Annotated in this window: 27 protein-coding genes; 13 read left to right on the top strand and 14 right to left on the bottom strand. The window is 67.8% G+C overall.

Annotated features, from left to right (window positions below):
• Nucleotides 1-240: 240 nt before the first annotated feature.
• The gene (locus ACFXNW_RS14655; protein ID WP_379418193.1) at nucleotides 241-2961 is read left to right on the top strand and encodes a UvrD-helicase domain-containing protein; all 2721 of its coding nucleotides are present in this window, start codon (nucleotides 241-243) and stop codon (nucleotides 2959-2961) included.
• A gap of 163 nt (nucleotides 2962-3124) precedes the next feature.
• Here ACFXNW_RS14655 and ACFXNW_RS14660 read toward each other — a convergent pair whose 3' ends face one another.
• Nucleotides 3125-4513, bottom strand: coding sequence for a DUF1731 domain-containing protein (locus ACFXNW_RS14660; protein WP_379418194.1), 1389 nt, complete (start codon nucleotides 4511-4513; stop codon nucleotides 3125-3127).
• Between the two features lie 127 nt (nucleotides 4514-4640).
• A complete protein-coding gene (locus tag ACFXNW_RS14665; RefSeq protein ID WP_379418195.1) occupies nucleotides 4641-5795 on the bottom strand; it encodes a M23 family metallopeptidase in 1155 nt (384 codons plus the stop codon).
• On the opposite strand from ACFXNW_RS14665, the gene ACFXNW_RS14670 reads away from it, so the two are divergent.
• From ACFXNW_RS14670 to purH, 7 genes are all read left to right on the top strand, one after another.
• Nucleotides 5787-5966, top strand: coding sequence for a hypothetical protein (locus ACFXNW_RS14670; protein WP_379418196.1), 180 nt, complete (start codon nucleotides 5787-5789; stop codon nucleotides 5964-5966). The genes ACFXNW_RS14665 and ACFXNW_RS14670 overlap by 9 nt on opposite strands.
• Nucleotides 5967-6359: 393 nt before the next feature.
• The gene (sucC, locus tag ACFXNW_RS14675; protein WP_379418197.1) at nucleotides 6360-7526 is read left to right on the top strand and encodes an ADP-forming succinate--CoA ligase subunit beta; all 1167 of its coding nucleotides are present in this window, start codon (nucleotides 6360-6362) and stop codon (nucleotides 7524-7526) included.
• An 11-nt stretch (nucleotides 7527-7537) separates the two neighbouring features.
• A complete protein-coding gene (gene sucD / locus ACFXNW_RS14680; RefSeq protein ID WP_379418198.1) occupies nucleotides 7538-8452 on the top strand; it encodes a succinate--CoA ligase subunit alpha in 915 nt (304 codons plus the stop codon).
• Between the two features lie 262 nt (nucleotides 8453-8714).
• Nucleotides 8715-9713 (top strand): DUF5336 domain-containing protein, encoded by a 999-nt coding sequence (locus ACFXNW_RS14685; RefSeq protein WP_379418199.1) that lies wholly within the window; start codon nucleotides 8715-8717, stop codon nucleotides 9711-9713.
• A 90-nt stretch (nucleotides 9714-9803) separates the two neighbouring features.
• The gene (locus ACFXNW_RS14690) at nucleotides 9804-11303 is read left to right on the top strand and encodes a DUF6350 family protein (protein WP_379418200.1); all 1500 of its coding nucleotides are present in this window, start codon (nucleotides 9804-9806) and stop codon (nucleotides 11301-11303) included.
• Between the two features lie 18 nt (nucleotides 11304-11321).
• A complete protein-coding gene (purN, locus tag ACFXNW_RS14695) occupies nucleotides 11322-12011 on the top strand; it encodes a phosphoribosylglycinamide formyltransferase (protein ID WP_379418645.1) in 690 nt (229 codons plus the stop codon).
• A complete protein-coding gene (purH, locus tag ACFXNW_RS14700) occupies nucleotides 12008-13570 on the top strand; it encodes a bifunctional phosphoribosylaminoimidazolecarboxamide formyltransferase/IMP cyclohydrolase (RefSeq protein WP_379418201.1) in 1563 nt (520 codons plus the stop codon). The genes purN and purH overlap by 4 nt, the downstream gene beginning before the upstream one ends.
• A 195-nt stretch (nucleotides 13571-13765) precedes the next feature.
• Here purH and ACFXNW_RS14705 read toward each other — a convergent pair whose 3' ends face one another.
• The gene (locus ACFXNW_RS14705) at nucleotides 13766-14221 is read right to left on the bottom strand and encodes a hypothetical protein (RefSeq protein ID WP_379418202.1); all 456 of its coding nucleotides are present in this window, start codon (nucleotides 14219-14221) and stop codon (nucleotides 13766-13768) included.
• A gap of 422 nt (nucleotides 14222-14643) precedes the next feature.
• Between ACFXNW_RS14705 and ACFXNW_RS14710 the strand changes: the two genes are divergently transcribed.
• Entirely contained in the window at nucleotides 14644-15192 is a 549-nt protein-coding gene (locus tag ACFXNW_RS14710; RefSeq protein WP_379418203.1) for a LysM peptidoglycan-binding domain-containing protein, read from the top strand.
• A gap of 125 nt (nucleotides 15193-15317) precedes the next feature.
• Here the strand turns inward: ACFXNW_RS14710 and rpsR are convergent, their stop codons facing one another.
• The 4 genes from rpsR to rpmB are packed head-to-tail and all read right to left on the bottom strand — an operon-like array spanning nucleotide 15318 to nucleotide 16331.
• On the bottom strand, nucleotides 15318-15572 hold the full coding sequence (gene rpsR, locus ACFXNW_RS14715) for a 30S ribosomal protein S18 (protein WP_280233490.1): 255 nt from the start codon (nucleotides 15570-15572) through the stop codon (nucleotides 15318-15320).
• A 33-nt stretch (nucleotides 15573-15605) separates the two neighbouring features.
• Entirely contained in the window at nucleotides 15606-15911 is a 306-nt protein-coding gene (rpsN, locus tag ACFXNW_RS14720; protein ID WP_379418204.1) for a 30S ribosomal protein S14, read from the bottom strand.
• A complete protein-coding gene (gene rpmG / locus ACFXNW_RS14725; protein WP_048833653.1) occupies nucleotides 15911-16081 on the bottom strand; it encodes a 50S ribosomal protein L33 in 171 nt (56 codons plus the stop codon). Before rpmG ends, rpsN begins: the two co-directional genes overlap by 1 nt.
• 13 nt (nucleotides 16082-16094) lie before the next feature.
• Nucleotides 16095-16331 carry a 50S ribosomal protein L28 gene (rpmB, locus tag ACFXNW_RS14730; protein ID WP_379418205.1) on the bottom strand — a complete coding sequence of 79 codons (237 nt, stop codon included), beginning with the start codon at nucleotides 16329-16331 and terminating at the stop codon, nucleotides 16095-16097.
• A 107-nt stretch (nucleotides 16332-16438) separates the two neighbouring features.
• Between rpmB and mrf the strand changes: the two genes are divergently transcribed.
• The 3 genes from mrf to rpmF are packed head-to-tail and all read left to right on the top strand — an operon-like array spanning nucleotide 16439 to nucleotide 18210.
• Nucleotides 16439-17728 carry a ribosome hibernation factor-recruiting GTPase MRF gene (gene mrf / locus ACFXNW_RS14735; protein ID WP_379418206.1) on the top strand — a complete coding sequence of 430 codons (1290 nt, stop codon included), beginning with the start codon at nucleotides 16439-16441 and terminating at the stop codon, nucleotides 17726-17728.
• A 19-nt stretch (nucleotides 17729-17747) separates the two neighbouring features.
• A complete protein-coding gene (locus tag ACFXNW_RS14740) occupies nucleotides 17748-18032 on the top strand; it encodes a type B 50S ribosomal protein L31 (RefSeq protein WP_379418207.1) in 285 nt (94 codons plus the stop codon).
• Nucleotide 18033: 1 nt separating this feature from the next.
• Complete coding sequence (gene rpmF / locus ACFXNW_RS14745; protein WP_379418208.1) at nucleotides 18034-18210, top strand: 50S ribosomal protein L32; 177 nt, start codon at nucleotides 18034-18036, stop codon at nucleotides 18208-18210.
• 70 nt (nucleotides 18211-18280) lie between these two features.
• Here rpmF and ACFXNW_RS14750 read toward each other — a convergent pair whose 3' ends face one another.
• The 7 genes from ACFXNW_RS14750 to ACFXNW_RS14780 form a co-directional block, all read right to left on the bottom strand.
• A complete protein-coding gene (locus ACFXNW_RS14750; RefSeq protein WP_379418209.1) occupies nucleotides 18281-18505 on the bottom strand; it encodes a hypothetical protein in 225 nt (74 codons plus the stop codon).
• 433 nt (nucleotides 18506-18938) lie between these two features.
• Nucleotides 18939-19214 carry a hypothetical protein gene (locus tag ACFXNW_RS14755; protein WP_379418210.1) on the bottom strand — a complete coding sequence of 92 codons (276 nt, stop codon included), beginning with the start codon at nucleotides 19212-19214 and terminating at the stop codon, nucleotides 18939-18941.
• 18 nt (nucleotides 19215-19232) lie between these two features.
• Nucleotides 19233-20051: a hypothetical protein gene (locus ACFXNW_RS14760; RefSeq protein WP_379418211.1), complete on the bottom strand. Its 819-nt coding sequence runs from the start codon at nucleotides 20049-20051 to the stop codon at nucleotides 19233-19235.
• Nucleotides 20044-20670: an ATP/GTP-binding protein gene (locus tag ACFXNW_RS14765; protein ID WP_163826386.1), complete on the bottom strand. Its 627-nt coding sequence runs from the start codon at nucleotides 20668-20670 to the stop codon at nucleotides 20044-20046. The genes ACFXNW_RS14760 and ACFXNW_RS14765 overlap by 8 nt, the downstream gene beginning before the upstream one ends.
• On the bottom strand, nucleotides 20660-21034 hold the full coding sequence (locus ACFXNW_RS14770; RefSeq protein ID WP_163826365.1) for a DUF742 domain-containing protein: 375 nt from the start codon (nucleotides 21032-21034) through the stop codon (nucleotides 20660-20662). The genes ACFXNW_RS14765 and ACFXNW_RS14770 overlap by 11 nt, the downstream gene beginning before the upstream one ends.
• 7 nt (nucleotides 21035-21041) lie before the next feature.
• On the bottom strand, nucleotides 21042-21455 hold the full coding sequence (locus ACFXNW_RS14775) for a roadblock/LC7 domain-containing protein (protein ID WP_379418212.1): 414 nt from the start codon (nucleotides 21453-21455) through the stop codon (nucleotides 21042-21044).
• Nucleotides 21452-24310, bottom strand: a complete 2859-nt coding sequence (locus ACFXNW_RS14780; protein WP_379418213.1) for an ATP-binding protein — start codon at nucleotides 24308-24310, stop codon at nucleotides 21452-21454. The genes ACFXNW_RS14775 and ACFXNW_RS14780 overlap by 4 nt, the downstream gene beginning before the upstream one ends.
• Before the next feature lie 359 nt (nucleotides 24311-24669).
• Between ACFXNW_RS14780 and ACFXNW_RS14785 the strand changes: the two genes are divergently transcribed.
• Complete coding sequence (locus ACFXNW_RS14785) at nucleotides 24670-25356, top strand: response regulator transcription factor (RefSeq protein WP_280233478.1); 687 nt, start codon at nucleotides 24670-24672, stop codon at nucleotides 25354-25356.
• The last annotated feature ends 80 nt before the right edge of the window (nucleotides 25357-25436 follow it).

The following is a 25436-nucleotide window of genomic DNA, read 5'->3' on the forward strand; positions in this document are numbered from 1 at the left end:
ATTCGGGGGACATCCAATAGAGACGTCTCGCAGGAGCCCTGACCATGTGGCCAGTCTGCCACGGGTCTATAGGTATGCAAAACGGTTACGTTTGTGAATCTGCTGAGAACGCGTTCACAGCGTCGTGCCCGCGCCGACCTGCGGCTGTTCACCTGTCGTTGCCACAGTGAGCACCGAGACGTCAACCGGTCTGCCCAGGAGTTCAACTCTGTCGGTGCGCGCCGGTAGCGTGGACAGACGATGGACAGCACCTTGGCTCCCGAGACGCATGGCGGTCACCGACCCGAACCCGAACCGCGCTCCGGCAACTCGCCGCAGGCCCAGCACGTGCCGCAGGATCAGCAATCGCCGCAGGCGCCCGATATCGCGGCCGCCGGTCGCGCGGCGGCGCAGGGTGGCCTACGGGCCCAGCAGCAGCGGCTCACCGCCGAGCAGCAGCAGCGCCGTAGCGAGGCGGGCCTGCGCCGTGCCGAGGCCGAGCAACAGCAGAGCGAGGAGACCGAGCGGCTGCTCGACGGGCTCAACCCGCAGCAGCGAGCGGCCGTGGTGCACACCGGTGCGCCGCTGTTGATCGTCGCGGGCGCCGGATCCGGCAAAACAGCCGTGCTGACCAGGCGAATCGCCTTTCTGCTCGCGGCGCGCGGCGCCACACCGGGCCAGATCCTCGCCATCACCTTCACCAACAAGGCCGCCGCGGAAATGCGTGAGCGGGTCATCGGCCTGGTCGGTCCGCGGGCGAACAACATGTGGGTGTCGACGTTCCACTCCAGCTGTGTGCGGATCCTGCGTATGCAGTCGGCGTTACTGCCGGGGCTGAACTCGAACTTCTCGATCTACGACGCCGACGATTCGCGCAGGCTGCTCACGATGATCAGCCGCGATCTGGACATCGACACCAAGAAGTACTCCGCGCGCCTGCTGGCGACAGCCATCTCGAACCTGAAGAACGAGCTCATCAGCCCGGAGCGGGCCACCGTCGACGCCGAATCCGACGACGCCGAACTGCCCGGCCTGGTCGCGCGGGTCTACACCGAATACCAGCGCAGGCTGCGCACGGCGAACGCGATGGATTTCGACGACCTGATCGGCGAGACGGTCGCGCTGTTGCAGAACCACCCGCAGGTCGCCGAGTACTACCGCAGGCGGTTCCGGCACGTCCTCGTCGACGAGTACCAGGACACCAACCACGCCCAGTACATCCTGGTTCGTGAGCTGGTCGGGCATCACGCGAGCCGTCCGTCCGCCGATGCGTCGGGCGCCGACGATGCCGCCGCGGGCGCCGCTGCGGCGGCAGGGTCCGACGAGGACTGGACCGAGCAGGACGAGCACCGGGTCCCGCCGGGCGAACTGTGCGTAGTCGGTGACGCCGACCAGTCCATCTACGCCTTCCGTGGCGCCACCATCCGCAATATCGAGGAGTTCGAACGCGACTTCCCCGATGCCGAGACCATCCTGCTGGAACAGAACTACCGCTCCACCCAGCACATTCTGTCCGCAGCGAACGCGGTGATCGCCCGCAACGAGGGCAGGCGCGACAAGCGGCTGTGGACCGATTCCGGTGAGGGTGATCTGATCACCGGCTACGTCGCCGACAACGAACACGACGAGGCTTCGTTCGTGGCGCGCGAGATCGACCGCCTGGTCGATGCGGGCGAGACCACCTACGGCGATGTGGCGGTCTTCTACCGAACCAACAACAACTCCAGGGCGCTGGAAGAGATCTTCATCCGGATGGGCCTGCCCTACAAGGTCGTCGGCGGTGTGCGCTTCTACGAGCGCAAGGAAGTCCGCGATATCGTCGCCTACCTGCGCGTGCTGGAGAACCCCGACGACGCGGTGAGCCTGCGCCGCATCCTCAACACCCCCCGCCGCGGCATCGGCGACCGCGCCGAAGCCTGCGTCGCCGTGCATGCCGAGCAACGCGATATCGGTTTCGCCGCCGCATTGCGCGACGCCGCCGACGGCAAGGTCGCACTGCTGAACACCCGTGCCCAGCGCGCGATCGCGGGCTTCGTGGAGCTGCTGGAGGAGATCAGGGCCGCCGGTGTGCGGCCGGACGCCGATTTCCCCGATGTCGGCAATGTGGTCGAGGCGGTGCTCGACCGCACCGGCTATCGCGCCGAACTGGAAGCCTCCGACGATCCGCAGGACGGCGCACGGCTGGACAACCTGAACGAGCTGGTCAGCGTCGCGCGGGAATTCAGCTCCGAGGCGCACAACAACGCCGAGGCCGCGCGCGAGGAGGGCATGCTGCCCGAAGCCGCCGACGGCGAACCCGAACCCGGTTCGCTGGCCGCGTTCCTGGAGCGGGTGTCGCTGGTTGCCGACACCGATCAGATCCCGGACGAGGGCGCGGGCGTTGTCACCATGATGACGCTGCACACCGCGAAGGGTCTCGAATTCCCGGTCGTGTTCGTCACCGGCTGGGAAGACGGCCAGTTCCCGCATATGCGCGCGCTCGGCGATCCGGCCGAGTTGGCCGAGGAACGCCGCCTCGCCTACGTCGGCATCACCAGGGCAAGGCGCAGGCTGTATCTGAGCCGTGCGGTGGTGCGTTCGGGCTGGGGGCAGCCGGTGTCCAACCCGGAATCACGGTTCCTGCAGGAGATCCCCGGCCACCTGATCGACTGGAAACGGCTGGAGCCCAAGAGTTCGGGTGGATCACGCGGTGGTCGTCGCCGCGGTGACGAGGACTTCGAGCGCGATTGGACCGAAGGGTGGTCGGAGCCCCGCCCCGGTGTGCGCGAACGCCGCCCGTCGCCCCGCAGTGGCGGCGTCAAACGCAACAATGTCGATCTCGTGCTCGCGGTGGGCGACCGGGTCAGCGACGACAAATACGGCCTCGGCCGTGTCGTCGCCGCAGACGGTGTCGGTCCGCTGGCGACCGTCACCATCGATTTCGGCACCGCGGGCAAGATCCGGCTTATTCCGCAGTTCAGCCGGACCTTGGTGAAGCTCTGACAGATGGCCCGCCGGCCGGAGGGCATGATCGGCGGCTGATGTCGGCCCGCGCGAAGGCTGGTTGTATGCGGTGACGGCCTCGGCGACCGGCACGTCGACGAGCCGAGCCTGTACCTCGGGTGCGTGGGTCGTTCCCGTCCAGGCATGTGGTTCGGCGCCGGCGTCAGTTCGGCAGCAGGTCGCTCAGGGCGTCGTCGAGGGTGGGATAGCGGAACCGGAAGCCCGCATCGTGCAACACCGCGGATGTGGCGTGACGGCCGGTGAGTCCTAGAGCCGCGTCGGTGCGCAGCAGTACAGCGCCCACCGCCAGCAGCGGTTTCGGCGTCGGCGGCGCGGGCGGCCGATGCAGATGCCTGCGCAGCGTGGTCATCAGGTCACGGTTGCGGACCGGGAAATCCGTGGCGGCCACCAGGATTCCATCCGGCAGCTGAACCTCGTCGTCGAGACCGAGTGCGGCGCGGACGATGGCGAGCCAGTCTTCGATGTGGATCCAGCTGAACCACTGTTTTCCATCGCCGATCCGGCCGCCGAGCCCGGCACGGGTCAGCTGGCACAGTCGTTTCAGCGCGGGCGCCTGTGGATCCAGCACGATGGAGGTGCGCAGGACGGTCTGCTGGTGTGCTTTGGCACCGTCGAAGGCCGCCTCCCAGGCGGCCGCGACGCCGGTCATCTGTGGGAGGGCGGCGGCGCCGACCGGCAGCGGAGTCGTTTCGGTGCACCGGGTTTCGCCCGCGTCCGACCAGATGGCGGTGGTGCTCGCCTGGATCCAATAGTCGACCGGCGCATCGAGTGCGGAGGCGGCGGCAACCAGCGCACGGGTCGGTTCGACCCGGCTGCGGCGCAGTTCGTCGACGTTCTCGGCGGTGGGCCTGACATCGACGAGCTTGCCCGCCAGGTTGACCACCGCCGTCGGCCCAGGGTTACGCAAGGCATCGGCCCAGTCGCCCACCGTGCGCCCGTCCCATTCCCGTTGAGGGAATGGCAGTTCCGGGTCGTGGCGGCGAGTGAGGATGACGACGCGTTGCCCACGGCACACCAGGTCGGCCGCGATATGACGGCCGAGCGCACCGGAGCCGCCGGCGATGACGGCGGTCAGGGCATTCTCGGCCGGGGTGATTCCGGCCAGTGTCGCCAGCCGCGCGAAGCACACCCTGGCATCGGTTTCGATCAGCGTCCCGATGACGGCGCGGACCGCGGACGCGGAGAGCCCGGTGAAGGTGAGCCGTTGGGTGAGTTCGGTACCTGCGCCGGTCGAGGTGAGGGTCCAGGTGAGCTGCATCCGCCCCATGGGGGTGTCCTGCTCGAGGGTCAGTTCGCGTTCGGGCGTGACCGTGGTGAGGACGAAGGGGTCGGCGCTGCGCTGATGTACGGGGCCGAGCAAGCGTCCGCGCGGGACGATGTCACCGGTGGTTCCTGCGGTGGCCGGGCCGTGCATGACGACGGAGGCGACCGCGGGGTTCCATTCGGGCAACCGCTGCGGGTCGCCGAGCACGCGCCAGATATCGGCGGCGGGCAATGCGAGAACTTGGGTGTACGTCGTTGTACGAGCCATGGCCTGACGCTATGTGGCGCGGGCGTACTGGGGAAGCGTGCGCTTCGTCACCGGGACGTGTGTCGCCCGCGAATCGGCCTGTGCACCAGTGGCGATGGCGATTCGCGTATTCGTTCGATGCTGCGGGTCAGTCGCGCATTTGGCCGAGGCTGATGCCACGGGTGGCGAGCCAGGGGAGCGGATCGACCTTGTCGCTGCCGTTGAGCCAGACCTCGAAATGGACGTGCGGACCGGTGGAGAAGCCGCGGTTGCCCATAGTGGCGATCTGATCGCCTGCCATCACCCGCTCGCCCTGCGACACGGTGGCCGTGTCGATATGGCCGTAGATGGTGACGGTGCCGTCGTCGTGCAGCACACGGACCCACATGCCGAAACCTGCGGCGGGACCCGCCTCGATGACGGTGCCGTCGGCGACGGAATAGATGGGCGTGCCGATCGGGCCCGCCACGTCGATGCCGAGATGCTGTACGCCCCAGCGGGCGCCGAATCCGGAGGTGAAGTTACCTGCGGCGAACCGGGCGAACAGCGGCCGCAGTTTGGCGGCTTCTTCCGCGGCCAGATCTTCGGCGAACTTCTGGCCCTTTTCGAGGATATCGGTGAACTGGCTGAGATCCACCGGTGCACCGACGGTGAGTACCTGCGGTGAATCGGGCGAGGCGGCCATGGCATTCGGGTCTGCCGAGTTCATCGGCGAATGCGAGGCGATCTCGTAGATCTGGTCGGCCTCGTAATCGGCGGCCATCGTCTGTTCTTCGGGAGCCGCGAAAGCGCACTGGCCTGCGGCGACGAAGGCGCCTGCGGCCACTGCGGCGACCGCGGCACGGCCTTTGAGGGCCGACGGCGGTGCCGGTAGTCGATGGGCGCCGCCGCTGCGGGTGCGTGCTCCGCGCGCGGGGATGACCTTCGGCGCGGCCGGATCGTCGGATTCGTCGGCGGGCTCATCGGCCTCACGCCAGGTCTCGCCGCCGCCGCCCCATGCGCCGCCGTCGGACCAGGATTCGCCTTCGGTCCAGCTCTGCTCGGACCAGTCCGGTGACCAGCTGTTGTCACCGTCGGACCAGGATTCGCCCTCCGGCCAGGAGGCGTTGTCGTTCCACGCGTTGTCGGCGGACCAGGAGTTCTGGGCGTCGCCGCTGTGTTCGGCTGCGTGCGTCCCGGCGGGGGTGTGGAAGCCGTACCCGCGGTGTCCGCCGTTCGCGACCGCACCTGCGGCTTCGTCGTCGTGGCGGTATCGGTGACCCGACCGGCCGCGACTGGGATCGAGGGTGGTGCGGTGGTTCATCGGCCGGCCCGCATCGCGCTGCCGAACGATCTCGCGCTCGTGCCCTGCTCGAGCCCGGGTGGCATCGACGGGTCGATCATGGAACGGCTCTCCACCTGCGGCGTGCTGTGGTGCGTCAAGCTTGCCGTCCTCCTCATCACCTGGAACAACGGAGTCGTGACCGGGTTGTGACATCGACCGCATCGACGGTAACGAAACGATTGCAGGGTTCGCAAGCGATGTGCAGCTTCCGGTGGGACATGTGAGGTGGATCACGATAACAGCTCGATTCAACTCACGCGTTTCTGGGCACCGGAGTGAGGTTGCCTGGTCGTGACGGTTCTGTGATCGGGCGCCGTGAGCGGCTGGATGCCCTGGCCGGTGACTCGTCAACAAGCTACTCGCCAGTAGCGTTGGCCAGCGGTTTTGCCTGTCCCGGGCGCGTAGCCGTGACCTGCGCCACTTAGGATGTACGTGGCCGATTGGCCCTCCATGTGACTGATTAGAGTCCGACCAGACCCGCTTCCGACGTCGGGCCGCCAACTAAAGACGTTGTCATCGCAACGCAGACGAGACGGTGAATACATGGATCTCTTCGAATATCAGGCGAAGGAGCTCTTCGTTAAGCACGGAGTGCCTTCGTCCGAGGGCCGCGTCACGGACACGGCCGAGGACGCCCGCGCCATCGCGGAGGAAATCGGCAAGCCGGTGATGATCAAGGCCCAGGTCAAGGCCGGTGGCCGCGGTAAAGCGGGTGGCGTCAAGTACGCCGCGACTCCGGAGGACGCGCTCACGCACGCGCAGAACATCATCGGCCTGGACATCAAGGGCCACATCACCAAGAAGGTCCTGGTCGCCGAGGCCAAGGACATCGCGGAGGAGTACTACATCTCCTTCCTGCTCGATCGCTCCAACCGGACCTACCTGGCCATGTGCTCGGTCGAGGGCGGTATGGAGATCGAAGAGGTCGCCGCGACCAAGCCCGAGCGCCTCGCCAAGGTCCCCGTCGACGCCGTGAAGGGTGTCGATCTCGCGTTCGCGCGTTCGATCGCCGAGCAGGGCCACCTGCCCGCCGACGTGCTCGACGCCGCGGCGGTGACCATCCAGAAGCTGTGGGAGGTGTTCGTCAACGAGGACGCCACCCTGGTCGAGGTCAACCCGCTGGTGCGCACCCCGCAGGACGAGATCCTCGCCCTGGACGGCAAGGTCACCCTGGACGAGAACGCCGAGTTCCGCCAGCCGGGCCACGAGGCGTTCGCGGACAAGGACGCGACCGACCCGCTCGAGCTCAAGGCCAAGGAGAACGACCTCAACTACGTCAAGCTCGACGGTGAGGTCGGCATCATCGGCAACGGCGCCGGTCTGGTCATGTCGACCCTCGACGTCGTCGCCTACGCCGGTGAGAACCACAGCGGCGTCAAGCCCGCCAACTTCCTCGACATCGGTGGCGGCGCCTCGGCCGAGGTGATGGCGGCCGGGCTCGACGTCATCCTGGGCGACGCGCAGGTCAAGAGCGTGTTCGTGAACGTCTTCGGCGGCATCACCGCCTGTGACGCGGTCGCCAACGGCATCGTGAAGGCGCTGGAGATCCTCGGTGCCGAGGCGAACAAGCCGCTGGTCGTTCGTCTGGACGGCAACAAGGTCGACGAGGGTCGCCAGATCCTGGTCGACGCCGCGCACCCGCTGATCACGCTTGCGCAGACAATGGACGAAGGCGCCGACAAGGCCGCCGAACTGGCAGCGGCCAAGTAAGGAAACCGGAAATGTCTATCTTCCTGAACAAGGACTCGAAGGTCATCGTCCAGGGCATCACCGGCGGCGAGGGCACCAAGCACACCGCGCTGATGCTCAAGGCGGGCACCCAGGTCGTCGGCGGCGTGAACGCGCGCAAGGCCGGCACCACCGTCGCGCATACCGACAAGGACGGCAACGCGATCGAGCTGCCGGTCTTCGGCACCGTCGAAGAGGCCATGAAGGCGACCGGGGCCGACGTGTCCATCGCGTTCGTGCCGCCGAAGTTCTCCAAGGACGCCATCATCGAGGCCATCGACGCGGAGATCCCGCTGCTCGTGGTCATCACCGAGGGCATCCCGGTGCAGGACACCGCTTACGCGTGGGCCTACAACGTGGACAAGGGCAACAAGACCCGGATCATCGGCCCGAACTGCCCCGGCATCATCACCCCCGGTGAGTCGCTGGTCGGCATCACCCCGGCCAACATCACCGGCAAGGGCCCGGTCGGCCTGGTCTCCAAGTCCGGCACGCTGACCTACCAGATGATGTACGAGCTGCGCGATTTCGGCTTCTCCACCGCCATCGGCATCGGCGGCGACCCGGTCATCGGCACCACCCACATCGACGCCATCGAAGCGTTCGAGAAGGACCCGGAGACCAAGCTCATCGTCATGATCGGCGAGATCGGCGGCGACGCCGAGGAGCGGGCCGCGGCCTACATCAAGGCCAACGTCACCAAGCCGGTGGTCGGCTACGTCGCGGGCTTCACCGCCCCCGAGGGCAAGACCATGGGCCACGCCGGCGCGATCGTCTCCGGTTCGGCGGGCACCGCCCAGGCGAAGAAGGACGCGCTCGAAGCCGCAGGTGTGAAGGTCGGCAAGACGCCGTCCGAGACCGCCGCGCTCGCGCGCGAGATCCTGGAGAAGGCAAGCGTCACCGCTTGATTCGATCAGGGCCCGGAAGCGGTAGCGAAGCGTCACCGCGCAGGGCAGCCGAATCAGGCGAATTGATACCGCCTGATTCGGGCAAACGTTGAAGGCCGCTCCCGGTGAATTCCACCGGGAGCGGCCTTCGTCGTTTATCCACAGGCACCGCTTCTCTCCACAGGTGAATCGCTCGGTGATGACCAGCGCGCCCGAGTGCAGTAGCGTCAGGAGGGAATCAGTCGTGAACACACATGTATGACTCGACCTAGGAGACGACGACATGTCATACCCGACCGGGGGCTCCGGGTACAACGCACCCGCGCCGACGCCCTCCGCATCCGCCAACCCCGCGCCGGCAGGCGCAGGTACCGAATCCGGTGCCGACGCCAAGGGGCTGCCGTTCTTTCTGACGATCGGCGTGGCTGCGCTGGGTGTGATCAGCTTCCTGCTCGGCTTCCTGCCTTTCATGGGCCCGGACATCGAGGGTCTCGGCAGTGATGCCGATTCGCAGAACGCCTTCGTCTCCGGTGTGACCGGTCTGCTCGCGCTGGCGCTGCTCGGTGGCGTGTTCGCCGGCCTGTCGCTGCTGCCGAAGCAGAACTGGACCGGAGCGGCCGCCGCGGCGTCGGTCACCGCGTTCATCGGCGTGCTGTTCCAGTCGTTCAGCTTCCCCGAGATGGCCAAGGCCGAATTCGGTGTCTGGGTCCTGCTGTTCTTCGTGTTCGTCCAGGCGGCCATCGCGGTCGCGGTTCTGCTGTTCGAAGCGGGCATCATCAAGCTTCCCGAGCCGCGTCCGGCAGCCCAGCAGGCCGCCTACGGCCAGCAGGCGGGCTACGGCCAGCAGCAGGCCGGTTTCGGTCAGCAGCAGGGCGGCTACGGCCAACAGCAGTTCGGCCAGGCCCAGCAGGGCCAGGGTGGTTTCGGCGGCGGTCAGTACCCGTCGCAGCCGTCCTACAGCCAGCCGGGCCAGCAGCCGTCCTACGGCCAGGGCCAGGCGGGGCAGCAGCAGTACGGCCAGCAGCAGCCGTCCTACGGCCAGCAGCCGGGTTACGGTGCGGGCCAGCAGCAGTCGCCGTATGCCGGTGGCCAGCAGCAGTCGCCTGCCGAGGGTGCCACCCAGCAGTTCGGCGGCGGCCAGCAGCAGTACGGCCAGCAGCCCTACGGTCAGGGCCAGCAGGCCCAGCCGGGTCAGCAGAACCAGCCGTTCGGTAGTGAGCAGAACGCCGATCCGGCCGCCGACCCCACCAGGGCGTTCCGTCCCTCGGACGACAACAAGTAATCCGGCGACCACACGGTTGTCATCGGTGCTCTCCCGGCGCCCGGCGCGCCTGACCCGCTCGCGCCGGGAGAGCTGCCAACCTGAATCTTCATGAGCTCCCCGCGGAATTCGCTTGTCCGACGGACCGCGCCGGTCCGTTCCGAGCCGGAACCGCCGGCCGACGAGCCCGGGTTTCTGTCGCTCACCCCTGAACGCGCCCGGGTGCTGCTGCTCGTCGCCGCCCGTCCCGCCGCCTTCGGCCTCGCGGCCATCGTCATCGCCATGCTCGCCACGCTGCTGGCCTCCGGCAGTGGCCTGTCCGGTATCTCCGGCGCCATCGCGGGCAGCTGGCTCGCCGTCCACCAGATCCCGCTCGTCATCGGCACCACCACAATCGGTGTGCTGCCCCTGCTGCCGAGCCTGTTGATGATGTGGGCTTCCGGGCGTGAATGCGCCCGCGCGGTCGAACCCGATCCCTCCCGGGCCGATCTGGCCTGGATCGTTGCCGCAGCGGCAGGTGGACCATTGCTGGTCACCGCTGTGTGCTTGGCCGTCGCCGAAGACGCCTCCGGTGTGCTGGCCCTCCAGCCACCGAATCCGCTGGCGGCCTTCGCCTGGGTGGGCGGACTCCATCTCGTGGCGGCAGGCTGCGGAATCGCCGCCGGGCTCTGGCCCGCCTCGGCCGACCGGCTGCCGTACTGGGTGATCGCCGCGGGCTACGTCGCCGCGCACACCGTGCTGCGGATCCTCGGCTGCGCGGCCGTGGTCACGATTATTTCCTTCCTCGCACACTGGTCCCGGATCGGTGAGACGTACTCCGGTGCGGGCAATGCCGGTGGAGTCATCGGCCTGACGGTGTTGTCGCTGCTGTACCTGCCGAACGTGGTGATCGGCGCGGTCGCCGTGCTGGTCGGCGCGGGCGTCGAATTCGGTGACGCCTCGGTCGGCGTGTTCTCCGTGGTGGGCGGCCCGGTGCCCGCGGTGCCAGTGCTGGCCGCACTGCCGACCGGCCCCGCCGCGGCCTGGTGGCCGGTGCTGCTGCTGATTCCCGCGGTCGTCGGCGTGATCGGTGGTCTCGATACCGCGCGCGTTTCCTACGACCGCATCGTCACTCCGTGGTCCACGCTCGCTGGTGCTGTGCTGGCGACGGTGGTGCTGGTGCTGCTCGGTGCTGTCAGTGGCGGCGTCCTCGGCACCTTCGGGCGAATCGGCCCGGACCTGCCTATTTTCGCCGCGGTGAGTTTCGCTTGGCTCGCGATCGCGGGATACGTCGGCCTGGTGTTCGCGCGTCTGTTCATCACGCCGGTCGGAAGCCCGATCCCAGGATTCGGCTACGACGACCACCCCGGCTACGACGACCACCACGACTACGACGACTATCCCGACGACGAATACAGCGAAGACGACGACTACTACGACTACGACGATGACGAATTCGGCGACTACGACGACGGCCCGGAACTGACGGTGGAACTCGACGCCGAGGTCCTCGACGAACAGCCCGCCCTCGATCGCCGCGGCGCGCGGCCTGCCGATCCGCCCGAGGAGATCGTCGACGCCGAGGTGGTCGAGGCGGACCTGCCGGAAAGTAGCCGAACCGACGATCGTTAGGCTCTACGACGGGTGGCAATGATCCGGCCACCGTCCGACCCGACTTCCAGGAGTAGAGCGCTGACCTCCCCGGCCCCATCCGAAACGGCCCCGGCCACCGTCGTCGTGCTCGCCTCGGGCACCGGATCGCTGTTGCGCGCACTCATCGAGGCCACCGAGCCCGCCGGCTATCCGGCGCGAATCCTCGCCGTCGGCGTGGACCGGACCTGCGCGGCCACCGACCATGCCGATGCCGCGGGTATTCCACACTTCCGGATCGCGGTCAACGACTTCCCCGATCGCGCCGCCTGGGACACCGCCCTCACCGACGCGGTCGCGGCCTACGAACCCGATCTGGTGGTCTCCGCCGGTTTCATGAAGCTGCTCGGCCCGCGGTTCCTGAACCGGTTCGGTGGCCGCATCATCAACACCCACCCCGCGCTGCTGCCCGCCTTCCCCGGCGCGCACGGGGTCCGCGACGCGCTCGCGTATGGCGTGCGGGTCACCGGATCGACGGTGCACCTGGTGGACGAGGGCATCGATACGGGCCCGATCCTCGCGCAGGAAGCGGTCACGGTGCTGCCCGATGACGACGAGGCCACCCTGCACGAGCGCATCAAGGTTGTCGAGCGACGGTTGCTGGCGGAGGTTGTCGCCGCCGTCGCCACCCGAGGCATTGTCTCCGACGGACGAAAGGCAGTAATTCCAGATGAGCGAGTTTCCCGGTGAGTGAATCCAGCGACCGCAAGCCGATCAGCCGGGCGCTGGTGAGCGTCTACGACAAGACCGGGCTCATCGAGCTCGCGACCGGCCTGCACGAGGCCGGAGTCGAGCTGGTCTCGACCGGGTCGACCGCGGCACGCATCGCCGACGCAGGCATTCCGGTCACCAAGGTGGAAGATCTCACCGGGTTCCCGGAGACGCTGGACGGCCGGGTCAAGACCCTGCATCCGCGGGTGCACGCCGGCATCCTCGCCGACACCCGCAAGAGCGAGCATGTCGATCAGCTGGTCGAACTCGGCGTCGAGGCCTTCCAGCTGGTGGTGGTGAACCTCTACCCGTTCACCGAGACCGTGGCCAGTGGTGCGGCCCCCGACGAATGTGTCGAGCAGATCGATATCGGCGGACCGTCCATGGTGCGGGCCGCGGCCAAGAACCATCCGTCGGTCGGTGTGGTCGTCGACAGCGGCGACTACGAGCAGGTCCTGACCGCGGTGCGCGCCGGAGGTTTCACCCTTGCCGAGCGGACTGCGCTGGCGGCGAAGGCTTTCCAGCACACGGCGAACTATGACGTCGCGGTGGCCAGCTGGATGACCAGCGTGCTCGCTCCTGGCGCCGACCGTTTCCCGTCCTGGGTCGGCGGCAGCTGGGAGCGCGCGGCGGTACTGCGCTACGGCGAGAACCCGCATCAGGAGGCCGCGCTCTACACCGCCAACGACGGCGCCCCCGGCCTGGCGCAGGCGCGGCAGCTGCACGGCAAGGAGATGTCGTACAACAACTACGTCGACGCCGATGCCGCGTGGCGGGCGGCCCACGACCACACCGAACCCGCGGTGGCGATCATCAAGCACGCCAACCCCTGCGGCATCGCATTGGGCGCCGATATCGCCGAGGCGCACCGTAAGGCGCATGCCTGCGATCCGGTCAGCGCCTACGGCGGCGTGATCGCGGCCAACCGTGAGGTCACCGTGGAGATGGCCCAGCAGGTCGCGGAGATCTTCACCGAGGTGATCGTCGCGCCGTCGTATGCCGACGGCGCGGTAGAGGTGTTGCAGCGCAAGAAGAATGTGCGCATCCTTGTCGCCGAGCCGCCGCGTCGCGCCGGTGTCGAGCTGCGACCGATCAGCGGTGGTGCGCTGCTGCAGCAGCGCGACATCCTCGACGCCGCCGGTGACGATCCGGCGAACTGGACGCTGGCGGCCGGTGATCCGGCCGACGCGCAGACCCTCGCCGATCTTGCCTTCGCCTGGCGCGCCTGCCGCGCGGTGAAGTCGAACGCCATCCTGCTCGCGCATGACGGTGCGTCGGTCGGTGTCGGCATGGGCCAGGTCAACCGAGTCGATGCGGTCGCGCTCGCGGTACAGCGGGCGGGGGATCGGGCCAAGGGCTCGGTCGCTGCCTCGGATGCCTTTTTTCCGTTCCCGGATGGGCCGGAGACGCTCATCCAGGCCGGTATCCGGGCGATCGTGCATCCGGGCGGTTCGGTGCGCGATCAGGAGACCATCGACGTCGCGCGTGCAGCGGGTGTCACCGTCTACCTGACGGGTTCGCGGCACTTCGCGCACTGAGCGTCAGCGATACTTCACGACGCCGCGTCGGGCTTCTGCCCGGCGCGGCGTCGGTCGTTCGGGGAGTCGGCGGGAGGATGAGATCGGGTAGCCGCGCGCGGTCACAAAAATGCGACCGTATGGGTGTGTCGCATCGCGTGGTCCGACGGTGTCGTGCGCGGGACACCGTGGACACCACCCGGCAGCGGCCGATCCCTATGCCGCGCTGCGCACTTCCCGATCGCCGACCGGTGCCTTCAGCGGCAACTCCAGCGTCCCGAAGACCGCGATCATGATGCACATCTTGCCGACCGAATCCGCCCTTGTGCCCGAACGCAATTCGATGGTGACGGCCGAATCCGTTTCGGTGACCGTGGCATCCACGCCGTAACACTCCGGCGAACCGGTTTCGAAGCTGATCGCGATCCGGTTGCCCGGCAGAGCGGTCCAGGAGCTGAACGGTATGGGGTGGGCGCCGACGATGGTGGGGTCGGCGGTGAAGGGCTCGCCGGTGGCCGCCGTCGGGTTCTCGGTCGGCGTGCTCTGCGCGGATGTGCTCACCGTGCTCGTAACATCCTGCGCGGCACCATCATCGGAGTCGCCGCAGGCCACGATCGAGAGTCCGGTGACGACCAGGGCGAGCAGGGCGGCACAGCCGCGGCGCAGGGACATGGGCACACCTTAACTCAGGTTGCCGCGACGCCGGAACGGTCCACGCGTGCGCATGCGCGATAGTCGCCGCAACCATGACACGCCAAGGCGACGCGCCGGTCAGCGACCGATTCGGTGCCGAGGGAAAGCCCACAGTGAACTTTCCGCGAACCCCGCGCGTAAACGCCTACGGGATCGGCCGGTCGGCTGTAGATTCTGCTGCGATGCGCGCCACGGGCTTTCGGCCGCATCGGTGTTGGATCTGCCTGAGCCGGGCGCCTGCGTGGTGACACTGCGCTGCCGCCTCCGGCGCTGACCGGCTCAGGCGGTGTTGGATCTGCCTGAGCCGGCGCCGATGTGGTGACGCTGCGCTGTCGCTTTCGGCGTCGACAGGCTCAGGCGTTTGTCGGATGCTCTGCACAGTTGATCTCGAAAGGAACATCGTGGGCGACACGTTGCGCGTTGGCGAACAACTCGGACTCGGCCAGGCGCTGGAGAACGGTGCGTACACCCTCACCCTCCAGGAGGACGGCAACCTCGTCCTGAGGGAGCCGGGAAATGAGGTGTGGGCCAGTGGTACTCACGGTCAGGGCGTCGATCGTGCCATCCTGCAGGACGATGGCAACTTCGTGCTGTACAAGGGCGAGACGGGTGTCTGGTCGACCAAGACCCACGGTCAGTCGGTCGATCGGGTGACGCTGCAGGCCGACCGCAACTTCGTGGTCTACGGCACCGACGGCGTCGGCCTGTGGTCGACCCGCACCCACACCGAGACCCCGATCGTCGTCGAGGAGGCGCCTGCCGCGCCCGCCGAAGAGGTGCCGCCCCCGCCGCCCGCACCGCGCACCCACACCGTCGAGCCCGGTGACACCCTGTGGGCCGTGGCCGAGCGCTTCTACGGCGACGGCAACCGTTTCCACGAGATCGCCGCAGCCAGCGGCCTCGACAACCCGGATGCCGTCAACGTCGGCCAGGTGCTCACCATCCCGTAGATAGAGCACGGCGTTCGCCGCAGATATGACAAGGCCCCCGATGCACATCGGGGGCCTTGGTCGTTGCGGAGCGTCGGTGCCGTGCGTAGCGCGGTGCCGCGAGCTGGTGGACGCGGCGGCGCGGGTCAGCGGCTGGTGAACGGGAGCAGTGCCATCTCCCTGGCGTTCTTGACCGCCACCGCCACCTGGCGCTGCTGCTGCGGGGTGAGGCCGGTGACGCGGCGGCTGCGGATCTTGCCGCGATCGGAGATGAACGTCCGCAGCAGATTGACGTCCTTGTAGTCGACGGTTTCGATACCGGCGGCGATCAGCGGATTCTTCTTGGGTTTGCGGGCCTGCTCGGCGCGGGCCTTCTTCGACGGTGCTCGCTTGACTGCCATATGTCGGGCTCCTTACTCACCGATCCAGTGGTTCTACCAGCTCGATTTGTGCACACCGGGCAACTCTCCCCGATGGGCCAGCTCGCGTACGCGTACCCGAGAGAGCCCGAACTTCCGGAGATGGCCGCGCGGTCGTCCGTCTGCGGCGTCCCGATTGCGCAATCGTACCGGACTTGCATCGCGTGGCAGGCGCTGTAGCGCGGACTGGGCAGCGGCCCGGTCGGCGTCGGCGGTGGCCGGGTTGCGGATCAGTTCCTTCAGCTCGGCGCGGCGCGCGGCATAGCGGGTGACGATCACCTTGCGCTGTTCGTTGCGCGCGATCTTGGACTTCTTGGCCATCAGCGTTCCTCTCGGAAGTCCACGTGCCTGCGTACGACCGGGTCGTATTTGCGCAGCACCATGCGGTCGGGGTCGTTGCGCCGGTTCTTGCGGGTGACGTAGGTGTAGCCGGTGCCCGCGGTGGACTTCAGCTTGATCACCGGACGGATGTCGGTCGATTTCGATGCCATCGTGGTACTCCGCTCAGATCTTGTCGCCGCGCTGCCGGATCCGAGCCACCACAGCCTCGATCCCGTCGCGGTCGATGGTCTTGATGCCCTTGGCCGAGACGGTGAGTGTGATGCGGCGGTCTTCGCTGGGCAGGTAGTAGGTCTTGCGCTGGATGTTGGGGTTCCAGCGCCGGCTGGTCCGCTTGTGTGAATGTGAGACGGACTTGCCGAAACCGGGCCTGCGTCCGGTGACCTGGCAATGGGCCGACATGGCGGGCTCCCTTCCAATGGGTGATGACAATCATTTTCGACAACGGCTGTTCGGCACTGTACCGTGTGGCGAGCTGTTAATGAAAACCGTTACCGAAAGGGGTTGCTGTGGCTGCCGATCGCAGAACACCGGTCGTGGTGGTGGCCGGGTCCTCGGGACGCGCCACCTCGGGGGTCGACCAGGTGGCGCGCGCACTCGGTGCCGCCACCGGCACCGTCGTCGTCCGGCATGACCTGGCCGAACTGCGGGAGGGCATCGTCCGCCGGACGGTCCGCGAGGGCACGCGGGAAACCGGCGAAGTGCTGGAGCTCGCGCACGGCTGTGTGTCCTGCACGCTGCGTGCGGACCTGCTCCCGCTGCTGTGCACGCTGGCCGCCCGTGATTCGGTGACCCGCATCGTGCTCGCTCTCGATCCGGCCTTCGAAGCCGAAGCGGTATGCCAGGCCATCGACGGTCTGGTCGTCGCGGGTGTGGTCGGCCGTGTGGACGGTCCCGCGAGTCGCGATGTGCGGATCGAGGCCGTGCTGACCTGCGTGGACGCCCGGGTCTGGTTGTCGGAGGCCACCGGCGACGAGACGCTGGCCGAATGCGGGATCGCTACCGCCGACGACGACCGCACGGTCGCGCAGGTGGCCGTCGGGCAGGTGGATTTCGCGGACGCACTGATCGTGACCGAGGTCGATGCGGTCGATCCGCTCGACCGCGAGCGCCTCGCTGCCGTCCTCGGCCGGTTGGTGCCGCAGGCCCCGGTGCAGTGGTGCGGCGCGGCGCCGATCGACCGGGCCGAGATGCACGCATTGCTCGACCGGATCCCGGCGCGCTCGCGCCGGGGGCGGGTCTTCGACGCGCATGCGCCGCTGCTGCGCGGACAGCCGCCGCTGGGTGCCGAGCACGGTGTGAGCCTGGTGGAGTTCGCGGCAGGCAGGCCCTTCCATCCGGGCCGCCTGCACGAGGCGCTGGACGTGCTGTTCGACGGCGTGGTCACCGCGCGCGGACGGCTGTGGCTGGCCACCCAGCCCGACGAAGTGGTGTGGCTGGAGTCCGCCGGCGGTGGGTTGCGGGTCGGCGGCGCCGGTCGCTGGCTGGCCGCGATGACACCGGAGGAACTCGACGAGGCCGACCCGGTTCGCCGGGCGATGGCCGCGATGCGCTGGGACGACCGCTTCGGCGACCGCGACGTTTCGCTGGTGATCCTGGTGCACGACGCCGATCCCGCCGATATCCGCCACGCGCTGCACTGGGCGCTGGTCGAAGACGACGAGCTGCGTGTGGTCGAGCGCGCGCCGGAGCGGGTCGCGCAGTGGGACGACCCGTTCGGCGAATGGCATGCCGATCCGTGCGAATCCACCGAGCAGAGCGGACTGCCGATCGCGGGCGAGCAGCGCACAGGCGAATGAACCGAGACAAGGAGAACCGATGAAAGCAGGGATTCATCCGGACTACCACCCGGTGGTAGTCGAGGATTCGAGCACCGGCAAGCAGTTCCTGACCAGGTCCACCGCGACCAGCGTGCGGACCGTGACCTGGACCGACGGTCAGACCTACCCGTTGCTGGTGGTCGACGTCACCGCGGATTCACATCCGTTCTGGACCGGCGCCCATCGGGTGCTCGATACCCAGGGCCGGGTGGAAAAGTTCGAGCGTAAGTACGGCAGGCGGGCGCGCGGTGCGCAGTCCCAGCCCGGACGAGGGGAGGGCTGACATGGCGGTGCCCAAGCGCAAGATGTCACGGTCCAACACCCGCAGCCGTCGCTCGAACTGGAAAGCGACACCACCGGACCTCGTGCCGGTCAGCGTCGGTGGTGTCGTGCATCGGGTTCCGCGCCGTCTCGTCCAGGCGGTGCGGCGGGGGCTGATCGACCCGGAACGGATCCGCTGATCCGTTCGCCCGCGATGAGCCGGGCGGCGCCGCATCACGCGGTGCCGCCCGGCTCATGTCATCGCCGGAGTCAGCCCGCTTTCTCGGACAGTCGGACGAGGGTGGCGGCGAGCTGGAAGTACTTGTTGGTGCCCAGATCGGCGATGGACTTGATCTTCAAGGCGTCCAGCAGTTGCTTGTCGTGGGCATCGGTGAGGCCCGCGAGCGCCGACGGGGGAGCGGCGAGAATCTCCTCGAGGGACTTGCTTTCGTACTCCTTGTCGAGCACTTTGTCGAGCACAACGTTGACGGCCATACGAATCTCCTTCGGACGAACCTGCATGTGCGATGCCGACGATATCGCGCAAGGTACCGTCACGGGGGCTGAACTTCGGAGGAAATAAGCTGTCGGGGCGCTGCCGTTGCCTCCAGATTCACCCGGTGTGCACTCGCGGCAGCAACGGCGTGGTGGCAATCGAGTGGTTATCCTTGCCGCAGGGTCGACTTGGCGATACCCTCGAAGGGCCGATTGCGAGCAGATTGCCAACTCTCGAAATTCGTACTGAGAGTTGGTTTTTGGCCTGATTAAAAGTCCAGCCGCACTGATGATTTCGCGATAGCCCGTCGGTACCCTCGATCAGGAGGGCGGGTTCTCCCGATTCAGGGAGAACCCGCTCATCGCCAAGTATTCCGGCGTTCGCCGAAACCACCTCATTCGCCACGCTTCTCGCGTCTGGTACCGCATGCGATCAGGGGGATGGACGGCCTGCGCCGCCCGCACCCTCGGCCGCCCCGCCACAACTCGGCACACCCGGCAACGCCGAGAGCGCCGCCACCACCCGGCTCAGCACCTCACCGATCAACGCCGCGGGCAGCGTCAACAGCCACGACAGCGACGGACCGGCCAGCTGCTCCACCCGCACCACCAGATCGGCGACGGTGGCCTCCAAATCGCTGACCTCCGTGCGCAATTCCCCGATCTGCGCCCGCAACTCACGCAGCAACGCTTCTTGCTCGGCAGTCATCTGATCCCCCCGTCCCGGTCAGCGCGCCGGCTCGAGCACCGGACGCGGAGACGGATCGACCGCCGCCAGCTCGCGCCGATCCGGCGCAACCAGCACGGCGGTGATCGGCAGTGCCAATGCCAGCGAACCAAGCACGAACATCGGGAACACGAAGTCGAACAACTGCATCCCGGCGGGAGATTCGGCGGCATCGTCGACTCTGAAGCCGAGCGCGGCGACGCCGGTGTAGTACACACCGGCCACACCGAGCGCGAACAGCACGATCGTGCCCACCCGCGCGGCGAGCAGCTGCATCGACTGGAACAACCACAGGCACGCGGCCGCGATGAGCACCGCGATCACCGCGGCCACCACCAGCAGCCACACCGACAGATCGACCGAGCCCTGCACATCCGCCGAGGCCAGCTGCAGGTAGAGCATCAACCCTGCGCCCAGACCCATCACGACACCGCCGGTGAGAAGACGCGTCAGCCGCAGCTCGCGACCCGCGATCACCAGCCCGGCGAACACCGCGATGACGACCACGGCGAGCGAAACACCCAGCGTGGCCGCGTCGTAGCGCAACACCGTCCCCGGTACCGCCACCCCGAGCAGCAGCACCGCCGCTGCCAGCCAGATCCCGACGCCGCCGATCGACACCGCGGCCGCGGCCAGCCACACCGGACGGAACCGAGCCGAACGCCTGCCGTGCACCACACACGCCAGGCCGACCAGCGCACCGAGCGCCGACACCCCGAGCGAGAGCCCGATGAGCCAATAGCCCATCGCGAACCAATCCATCTCGGCGGTCGCGTCGGCCGCGAGCAGCCCTGTCGCCGAAGCCAGCGTGTCAGCCATGCCGGGCGGCCCCTTCCAATTCCATGGCCTGCAGCTCGGAGATCGCGTACTCGGTCACCGCCGCAAGGGCCTGCCGCACCTCGACGGCATTGCGCGCGTCGATATCCACGATCGGGACACCAGGCCGCACCGACAGCGCCTCACGCAGCTCCGCGATCGGGAAACGCGGCGCGTCGGGGAATCGGTTCACCGCGATGAGGAACGGCAGATTACGTGCCTCGAAGAAGTCGACCGCCGCGAAACTGTCCTCCAGCCTGCGGGTATCGATCAGCACCACCGCGCCGATGGCGCCGCGGATCAGGTCGTCCCACATGAACCAGAAACGTCGCTGGCCAGGTGTGCCGAACAGGTAAAGCACCAGGTTGCCGGGCAGAATGATCCTGCCGAAATCCATGGCGACCGTGGTCGTCTCCTTCTCCGGGGTATCGGCGAGATCGTCGATACCGTCGGAGAACCGGGTGACCATGGCTTCGGTGCGCAGCGGAACGATTTCCGACACCGCGCCGACGAAAGTGGTCTTGCCCGCACCGAAACCACCAGCGACGACGATCTTGGTCGATGCCGTGCGATTGTCGGTATCCTCGGGCGCGGAGCCCCGGTCCGGTCTCCTATAGGGCACGGAGTCCACGCAATGTCCTCTCCATCAGGGAACGGCGTTCGTCATAACTAGCCTGTTCGGTCAGAGTCGAATGCACTCGCAGGTTCCCGTCCACGACGAGATCGCCGATAACGACCCGGACCATACCGAGCGGACGATCCAGGTGTGCAGCGATTTCGGCAACTGAGAGCAGGTGCGCACCGAGTCGCAGGATCTCGATGCGAATATCACCGGACGGCCAATCACCGCGCGGGGTATAGGAGATGGTCTCGATGACCGCTTCCAGCGGCAGGTCGACCGCGGGCTCGGTACGCCCCGACGTCAGGGCATACGGTCTGACGCGAGTGGTTGGCCGGTTGTACGGCCCGGAGCCGAATGTGGACATCGAACACTCAGACGGCACTTCGGGCGGTGGCTGAAACCACCGAGCCCACTCGATCGACCAGCAATGCCATCTCGTAGCCGATGCGGCCGATATCGTGCGACTTGTTCGCAAGCACCGCTAGGTGCGAGCCGTTGCCGACGCTCATCACCAGTAGGTAGCCACGCTGCATCTCCACGATCGACTGCATCACCTTGCCGCCGTCGAAAAGCTGTGCGGCGCCTGCGGACAGACTCGCCAGGCCCGCGGTCACCGCTGCCAGCTGTTCGGCGCGGTCCGCGGGCAGGGCCGGGCTGGTGGCCTGCAAGAGGCCGTCCGCCGACACCAGGACCGCGTGCGAGACTCCGGGGACGTCCCGGGTGAACCGGGCTACCAGCCAGTTCAGGTTCTCGTCTGTGGTGCTGTTCGGGTTCGGGTTGGTCATGCAAGCCCTCCGTCGTTGTGCTGCGCGTCGGCCCGCCCGCTGCGGACTCCACTGAGATGCCTGGTCAGGTTGTTCCGGATCTCCTCCGGGTCACGGGGGCCCGCTTCTTCGGCCGGGGCCAGGCCACCCGGCACCAATTGCGCGCCCGGCCTGCGGATCGGCAGCCCCCCGACCGTCCTGGCGCTGGTGGTCGGCTTGCTGGCGTCCTCGGCCGCCATCCAGCCCGCATCCGCGGGGGAGGACCAGGTGCTGTTCGACGGCTGTGTGGTCGCGGGCTCGACCAGCCATTCCGAGACCATGCGCTGATAGATCGGGGTCGGCGAATCACCGCCGACCGGTTGCAGCCGGGTCGATGTCGAGGTCGCCGCCGCGGATTCGGCGGTGACGGTGACGGTCTCGGGTGCCTGCGGCGCGGGGGCAGGCTGCGGTGCAGGGGCGGGTTGGGGCGCCGGGGGAGCCTGCGGTTCGTCCCGGACGGTGGCCGGGCGCCGGATCGGCAGACCGGAACCGGCGGTAGTGGCCCGGGGTTCGGGTTCGGCCTGCGGTGGTGCCACGATCGGGTGCTCGGCGGTTTCGGCCCACAACCCGGTCGGTTCCTCTTCGGAATCGGCGGTGACGATCCGGTTCGGTCCGGTGTCGGCGTCGCCCGGGTGGGGTTCGGGGGTCGGCGGTCCGAACGGCGTGGCGCCGGAACGCTCCTCGGCGCCGAGGTGGCCGTTGGTCGACTCCGGACCGGAATCGGGGCGGGCGCTCGCAGGCACCGAGATCGACGGCTGCTCCGGCGGCTCGGCGACCCGCATGGACGGGCGACGCTGTGGCAGCCCGGAACTGGTCATGCCCCAGGTCGACATCGGCGGCGCGGGTTCGGATTCGGCAGGCGCCTGCGGCGGCGCTTCCGGCAGATTCGGCACCGACACCAGGGCGCGCTGTGGCGGCGCACCGGGCGGCAGGGCGGCGAACGGGTCGGTCGCGGGCTTGCCGCCGGGCATTCCGTCGTCGTCCATCGCCGGCGCGACGAGTGCGCCGGGCAGGTGCACGCTCGCGGTGATGCCCGGCTGCTGCGCCATCGTGGAGGTGCGGCGCAGGCTGACGGTGATGGTGTGGCGTTTGGCCAGCCTGCCGACCACGAACAGACCCATCCGGCGCGCGGTTTCGATGGTGACCTCACCACCGGAGGCGAGGCGTTCGTTGGTGGTCTGCAGGTCCTCGGCCGAAATGCCGAGGCCGCGGTCGGTGATCTCGATCAGGTACCCGCCGTCGACCGCACGCGAGACGGTGACCGCGACCGGCGTGGTCGGCGGGGAGTAGCGCAGCGCGTTGTCGATGAGCTCGGCGAGCAGGTGCTCGATATCGACCGCGGGCTCTCCGGCGACGACGCCGTCGGGCACCGTGCCGATCTCGACCCGCTGATAGTCCTCCACCTGGGAGACCGCGCTCCACAGCATGTCCGACAGCCCCACCGGCTGCAGTTGGCCGCGGCGCAGCGCCGTACCGGCGAGCACCAGCAGGTTGTCGCCGTTACGGCGCATGCGCGTCGCGAGGTGGTCGAGGCGGAACAGGCTCTGCAGGCGTTCGCTGTTCTCCTCGTCGTGTTCGAGGCTTTCGATCAGCGCCAGCTGCTGCTCCACCAGCGACTGGCTGCGCCGCGACAGCGTCTCGAACATGTTGCCGATCTGCACTCGTAGACGGGCCTGTTCGGCGGCGAGATTCAGCGCTTGTTCATGCATTTCGTCGACGGCTCGGGCCAGCTGGCCGATCTCGTCGGTGGTGTGCACAGCGACCGGGGTGATGGCGGGGGTGACGCCACCGGCACGCACCACCGACAGCTCTTCGGGCAGTTTGACGTGTGCGACCTCGAGCGCGTCGCGGCGCAGCCTGCGCACCGGAACGACCAGGGTGCGCGCGACCGCGAGCGCCAGCGCCAGGCCGGCCAGCAGCACCGCGATCACGATGGTGGTCTCCCGCAGCGCACTGTTCTGCGCTTCGGTGGTGCGGTCGAGCAGCGCGGCGTCGATGACGCCGGTCAGCTGCGCGGTGGTCGCGTCGTAGGTGTCGGCGCTGATCTGCAGCGAGTCCAGCACCGCCGGGTTGCTCGCCGGGTCGGCGGTGTTCTGGCTGAAGGTCGCCAGCCTGGTCTGCACCGCGTCCAGCAGCGGACGCATATTGCCCGCGAGCTCCGGCAGAATCTGGCCGTACTGGTAGATCATGGTCAGCTCCGCGCCCGCGGAGGTCAGCACCCTCGCCCGCATGCTCGGGTTGCGCGCGGCATCCGGCGAGCTGATCAGCATGCGCTGTTCGGTGAGCACGCGGCGCGCGGTCTGAATCGTGGTCAGCTGGAGAAAGTATCGCTGGATGACGAGGTCTTCCACCGAGGGCGACAGCGCAAGCGCGTTACTGATGCGCATGCCGATCTCGTCGGCCTGATCACCGACCATGGCAGGCGATCCACTGCGCAGACTGTTGCGCATGGTGGTGCCGATGGCCACGGCCGAGGACAGCTCGGCGGTCACCTTGCTGCTGACCCCGGTGTCCTGCAGCGCGGTTTCCATATCCGCCAGCGCCTGATCGAATCGCGTCAGCGCGGCGTCGGTGCGCGGATCGGCGGGGTTGCCCCAGCTCGAGGTCGCGGTCACGGCCAGATGTTCGGTGGCGGTACCGAACTTGACGATGGGCCGGATGATGATGGCCTGTTCGGTGGCCGCATCCAACTGGTCCATGGTCTGCAGTTCGTTGTTGATCCGCAGCACCGCGAACACGGTGGCAAGTACCACCGGCAGCACGAGCACGATGCCGACCTTGCGGGTAACCGACCAGTTGGGCAGGCTGAATTGCCAGGGTCGCGGTGCAGCTTCCATCCGCTTGTGTCGCCTCCGCATCACGAGTGACCCCGGCCGCGCGTGGCTGTTCTGGATTCGATTCGACCCGCGCCAGAACCAACCTGAGGTCTTCTTTTTACCGCACGGAACATACCCCGCAGCGGGAGCATCGGCAATCTGGACGTTCCCTGCGTTAAACCTCGAATATGGCCGAGGAGAACAAGTTTCGCGTATGAATCATTACGCACCGGTCTGTTTACCCGGCAATCCGGTAAACCTGCAGGTCAAGATCATTTAACCGACCTCGGGCAAACATATTTTCCATGGATCCGGCCCCTGGCGGCGTGTCACGGGAGCCCTCTCAGTCGGCTCTCAGTCGATGCGGTCAAACTGGTCACATGCGCATTCTGGTAGTCGACGACGATCGCGCCGTCCGGGAATCGCTGCGACGGTCGCTGACCTTCAACGGCTACACCGTCGACCTCGCGGTCGATGGTGTCGACGCACTGGACAAAGTGACCGCGCAGCGACCGGACGCGCTCGTGCTCGATGTGATGATGCCGCGCCTGGACGGGCTGGAAGTGTGCCGCCGGTTGCGCAGCACCGGTGACGATCTGCCGATTCTGGTTTTGACCGCGCGGGATTCGGTTTCCGAACGGGTAGCGGGCCTGGATGCCGGCGCCGACGACTATTTGCCGAAACCATTCGCGCTCGAAGAATTGCTCGCCCGGCTGCGCGCACTGTTGCGCCGCCGGACCAGCGATCCGGGTGAGGCCTCGGAAACGATGCGGTTCGCCGATCTGTCGCTCGATCCCGTCACTCGCGAGGTGTTGCGCGGATCTCGATCGATCAGCCTCACCCGCACCGAGTTCTCGCTGTTGGAAATGCTGATGGCCAATCCGCGCCGCGTGCTGACGCGCGGCCGGATTCTGGAGGAGGTATGGGGCTACGACTTCCCCACCTCCGGCAACGCACTCGAGGTCTACATCGGCTACCTGCGGCGCAAGACCGAGGCCGACGGCGAACCGCGCCTGATCCACACCGTGCGCGGTGTCGGCTACGTACTGCGGGAGACACCGCCGTAGGCGGGCGAGGACATGGCACGCACAACTTCCAAACGGCAGGCGAAAGCCGCCGTGAGCGAGACCGTCGCCCCGCTCGGTCA

Origin of the sequence: Nocardia sp. NPDC059180 (assembly GCF_042754945.1) — a bacterium.
Classification (GTDB): domain Bacteria; phylum Actinomycetota; class Actinomycetes; order Mycobacteriales; family Mycobacteriaceae; genus Nocardia.

Excerpts from the sequence above, each read along its gene's own strand:
- ACFXNW_RS14750 (WP_379418209.1), bottom strand. The coding sequence starts at position 18,505 with ATGGCCGTCAACGTTGTGCTCGACAAAGTGCTCGACAAGGAGTACGAA.
- ACFXNW_RS14755 (WP_379418210.1), bottom strand. The coding sequence starts at position 19,214 with ATGACTGCCGAGCAAGAAGCGTTGCTGCGTGAGTTGCGGGCGCAGATC.
- rpmG (WP_048833653.1), bottom strand. The coding sequence starts at position 16,081 with ATGGCATCGAAATCGACCGACATCCGTCCGGTGATCAAGCTGAAGTCC.
- ACFXNW_RS14780 (WP_379418213.1), bottom strand. The coding sequence starts at position 24,310 with ATGGAAGCTGCACCGCGACCCTGGCAATTCAGCCTGCCCAACTGGTCG.
- rpsN (WP_379418204.1), bottom strand. The coding sequence starts at position 15,911 with ATGGCCAAGAAGTCCAAGATCGCGCGCAACGAACAGCGCAAGGTGATC.
- ACFXNW_RS14740 (WP_379418207.1), top strand. The coding sequence starts at position 17,748 with ATGAAAGCAGGGATTCATCCGGACTACCACCCGGTGGTAGTCGAGGAT.
- ACFXNW_RS14690 (WP_379418200.1), top strand. The coding sequence starts at position 9,804 with ATGAGCTCCCCGCGGAATTCGCTTGTCCGACGGACCGCGCCGGTCCGT.
- purN (WP_379418645.1), top strand. The coding sequence starts at position 11,322 with ATGATCCGGCCACCGTCCGACCCGACTTCCAGGAGTAGAGCGCTGACC.
- ACFXNW_RS14785 (WP_280233478.1), top strand. The coding sequence starts at position 24,670 with ATGCGCATTCTGGTAGTCGACGACGATCGCGCCGTCCGGGAATCGCTG.
- ACFXNW_RS14665 (WP_379418195.1), bottom strand. The coding sequence starts at position 5,795 with ATGAACCACCGCACCACCCTCGATCCCAGTCGCGGCCGGTCGGGTCAC.
- sucD (WP_379418198.1), top strand. The coding sequence starts at position 7,538 with ATGTCTATCTTCCTGAACAAGGACTCGAAGGTCATCGTCCAGGGCATC.
- rpmB (WP_379418205.1), bottom strand. The coding sequence starts at position 16,331 with ATGTCGGCCCATTGCCAGGTCACCGGACGCAGGCCCGGTTTCGGCAAG.
- ACFXNW_RS14685 (WP_379418199.1), top strand. The coding sequence starts at position 8,715 with ATGTCATACCCGACCGGGGGCTCCGGGTACAACGCACCCGCGCCGACG.
- rpmF (WP_379418208.1), top strand. The coding sequence starts at position 18,034 with ATGGCGGTGCCCAAGCGCAAGATGTCACGGTCCAACACCCGCAGCCGT.
- ACFXNW_RS14775 (WP_379418212.1), bottom strand. The coding sequence starts at position 21,455 with ATGACCAACCCGAACCCGAACAGCACCACAGACGAGAACCTGAACTGG.
- rpsR (WP_280233490.1), bottom strand. The coding sequence starts at position 15,572 with ATGGCAGTCAAGCGAGCACCGTCGAAGAAGGCCCGCGCCGAGCAGGCC.
- ACFXNW_RS14760 (WP_379418211.1), bottom strand. The coding sequence starts at position 20,051 with ATGGCTGACACGCTGGCTTCGGCGACAGGGCTGCTCGCGGCCGACGCG.
- ACFXNW_RS14660 (WP_379418194.1), bottom strand. The coding sequence starts at position 4,513 with ATGGCTCGTACAACGACGTACACCCAAGTTCTCGCATTGCCCGCCGCC.
- ACFXNW_RS14655 (WP_379418193.1), top strand. The coding sequence starts at position 241 with ATGGACAGCACCTTGGCTCCCGAGACGCATGGCGGTCACCGACCCGAA.
- ACFXNW_RS14770 (WP_163826365.1), bottom strand. The coding sequence starts at position 21,034 with ATGTCCACATTCGGCTCCGGGCCGTACAACCGGCCAACCACTCGCGTC.
- sucC (WP_379418197.1), top strand. The coding sequence starts at position 6,360 with ATGGATCTCTTCGAATATCAGGCGAAGGAGCTCTTCGTTAAGCACGGA.
- ACFXNW_RS14705 (WP_379418202.1), bottom strand. The coding sequence starts at position 14,221 with ATGTCCCTGCGCCGCGGCTGTGCCGCCCTGCTCGCCCTGGTCGTCACC.